Origin of the sequence: Mycobacterium sp. 852002-51163_SCH5372311 (assembly GCF_001667115.1) — a bacterium.
GTDB lineage: Bacteria > Actinomycetota > Actinomycetes > Mycobacteriales > Mycobacteriaceae > Mycobacterium.
Map to the genome: position 1 here is coordinate 1 of NZ_LZIJ01000112.1, position 2797 is coordinate 2797.

Genomic DNA, 2797 nt, shown 5'->3' on the forward strand with positions numbered 1-2797 from the left:
GACGTCCCGGTCACCGGCAAGACGACGGGTTGTCCGCTGCGGTGTTGGGCCCAGGCGGTGTTGAGGTCATCGAGCACAACCCGCCAGGACACCGCATCAATGGCCAGATGATGAACGACCAACACCAACTGAGCCGTATCGGTCACCCACAACCCGCTGACCATCACCCCGGCCGCGGGGTTCAACCGCTCCCGCGCCGCAAAAACCGCCTGCTCGGAGAGCGTTTCCACCACCTGCAGGCACCCGTGCGCCTCCACCGCCCCGGGCTCTGGCACCTGCAGCGACCAGCCCTCGGCCCCGTCGTCCGCGACGCGCAGCCGCAACATGGCATGGCGATCCAACAGTGCCTGCACCAGCACCACCGCATCGGCGTCGGTCACCCCGGCCGGAGCTGAAAGCATCATCGTCTGGTTGAACTGCCCGACAGGGCCATCCACGCTGGCCAGCCAGCGCATGATCGGGGTCGCGGAAAGCGGCCCGATCCCCGCATCGACCACCCCGCCGGCCGCCTCGGCCGCCCGCACCACCCGAGCCAGCCGGGCCACCGACTGCTCGACGAACACATCACGCGGGCGACACACCAAGCCCGCTGCCCGTGCGCGGGCCACCACCTGCATCGAGGAGATGCTGTCCCCACCCAACTCGAAGAACGAGTCATCCACCCCGACCCGCTCCAAACCGAGGACCTCGGCATAAATACCGGCCAAGATTTCCTCGACCGCAGTATTGGGCGCCCGATAGCGGTCCAGGGCCTGATATTCCGGGGCCGGCAACGCCTTGGTGTCCAGCTTGCCGGTCGGCGTGACCGGCAACGCCTCGAGTACGACCACCGCGGTGGGCACCATATAGGCGGGCAACCGCTCACCCAACTGCGCGCGTATCTGGACCGGGTCGACGGTACCGGTGACATAGCCGACCAGGCGCTTATCCCCGGGGCGGTCCTCGCGCGCAATCACCGCCGCCTGCCCCACCCCAGCCAAACTTGCCAGGGCCGTTTGGATTTCGCCGAGTTCGATGCGATACCCGCGGATCTTGACCTGCTCATCGGCGCGGCCCAAGTAATCCAACTGCCCATCAGCGCGCCACCGCACCATGTCCCCGGTGCGATACATCCGAGTCGCCGGCCCGCCGAATGGGCAGGCCACAAAGCGCGAGGCGGATAACCCCGAGCGGCCCACATACCCCACCCCCACCCGGGCGCCGGCCACATACAACTCCCCCACTACACCCACCGGCACCCGACGCAACCACCCGTCGAGCACAAACAACGCCGCCCCCGCCACCGGCGCACCAATCGGCGGCACCCCCGACGCGGCTACCAACGGCGCGCTAATCGTGGCGTACACCGTGGCCTCGGTCGGGCCATAGGCGTTGACCACCACGCGTCCCGGCGCCCACCGATCCACCACCTCAGCCGGGCACGCCTCCCCACCCAGCAGCAACGCCGTCGACTCCAACCCCTGCGGGCAGAGCGCCGCCACCGCCGAAGGGGTCTGGGTCAACACGCTGACCTGCTCGGCCACCAGCAGGTGGTGGAAATCGTCCGGGGAGCCTGTCACCTCTTCGGGCACCACCACCAACCGCCCACCACGCAGCAACGCGCCCCAAATTTCCCAAACCGAAAAGTCGAACGCATACGAATGGCATTGGGTCCACACCTGCTCCGCCGGTAGTTGGGAAGGCAATGACTGCGCCAAAAACGTCGCATTGGCGTGGGTGATCGCCACGCCCTTCGGCACCCCGGTCGTGCCCGAGGTGTAAATCAGATAAGCAATGTCCTCCGGCGCCGGCGCCGGCAACGCCGTACCCGGCTGCTGATGCACCGCCGGGTCATCAACGTCGATGACCAGCAACCCGAATCCGTCCAGCCGATCAGCCAACTCCGCGGTGGTGATCGCGGCGGTCGGTGCGGAATCGGTAAGCATGAACTGAATACGCGACGTCGGCAACGCCGGATCCATCGGCAGGTAAGCCGCCCCGGTCTTCAACACCGCCAACATCGCCACGATGGCGTCAGCAGACCGGTTAAACAGCAGCGCCACACACCCACCGGCACCCACACCCCGGCCAATCAACAGATGCGCCAATCGATTTGACGCCTCGTCCACCTCGCGGTAGTTCCACGAAACCTGCCCGCAACGGATCGCCACCGCCTCCGGTGCGCGCGCCACCTGCGCTCCGAACACAACCGGCACCGACGCCTGCGCGCCCACCGGCTGGGTCAACGCCGCTCGGTTACCGAGCTCGTCCAGCCGGGCATGCTCACCGGCATGCAACACATCCACCGACGACAACGATCGGGTCGGGTCGGCAGTGAGCGCCACCACCACCCGCTCAAGGCGCGCGATCAGCGCCTCGATACTGGCCGCGTCGAACACGTCGGTACGAAACTCGACCGTCCCGCCAATGCCGGCAAACTCACCGGCATCGGTGAAGCGTTCGGCCAGAGAAAACACCAAATCCATTCGGGCGCTGCGCGTGTCCACCGGGATCTGGGTGACGTCGAGGTCACCCAAGCTGAACGTGGCGGCGGCGCCATCATCGTGGGCGGCGATGTTCTGCCAGGCCAACATCACCTGAATCAGGGGGTGATGGGACAGGCTTCGGGTCGGGTTGAGCCGCTCGACCAGCACCTCGAAGGGGACGTCTTGGTGTTCGTAGGCGGCCAGGCTGCGCGCGCGCACCTCAGCCAGCAACTCAGCGACGCTCACATCCCCGCTCAGATCGACTCGCAACACCACGGTGTTGACGAAAAACCCGACCAACCTGTCGAGCGCGGGATCATTACGGCCGGCGA

The 2797-nt window shown here is 66.8% G+C and carries 1 protein-coding gene; it reads right to left on the bottom strand.

Annotated elements, in window-relative coordinates; all coding sequences use genetic code 11:
• Nucleotides 1–2797: non-ribosomal peptide synthetase (locus A5791_RS14730; RefSeq protein ID WP_156661305.1), on the bottom strand; the 2797-nt coding region annotated here is incomplete at both ends.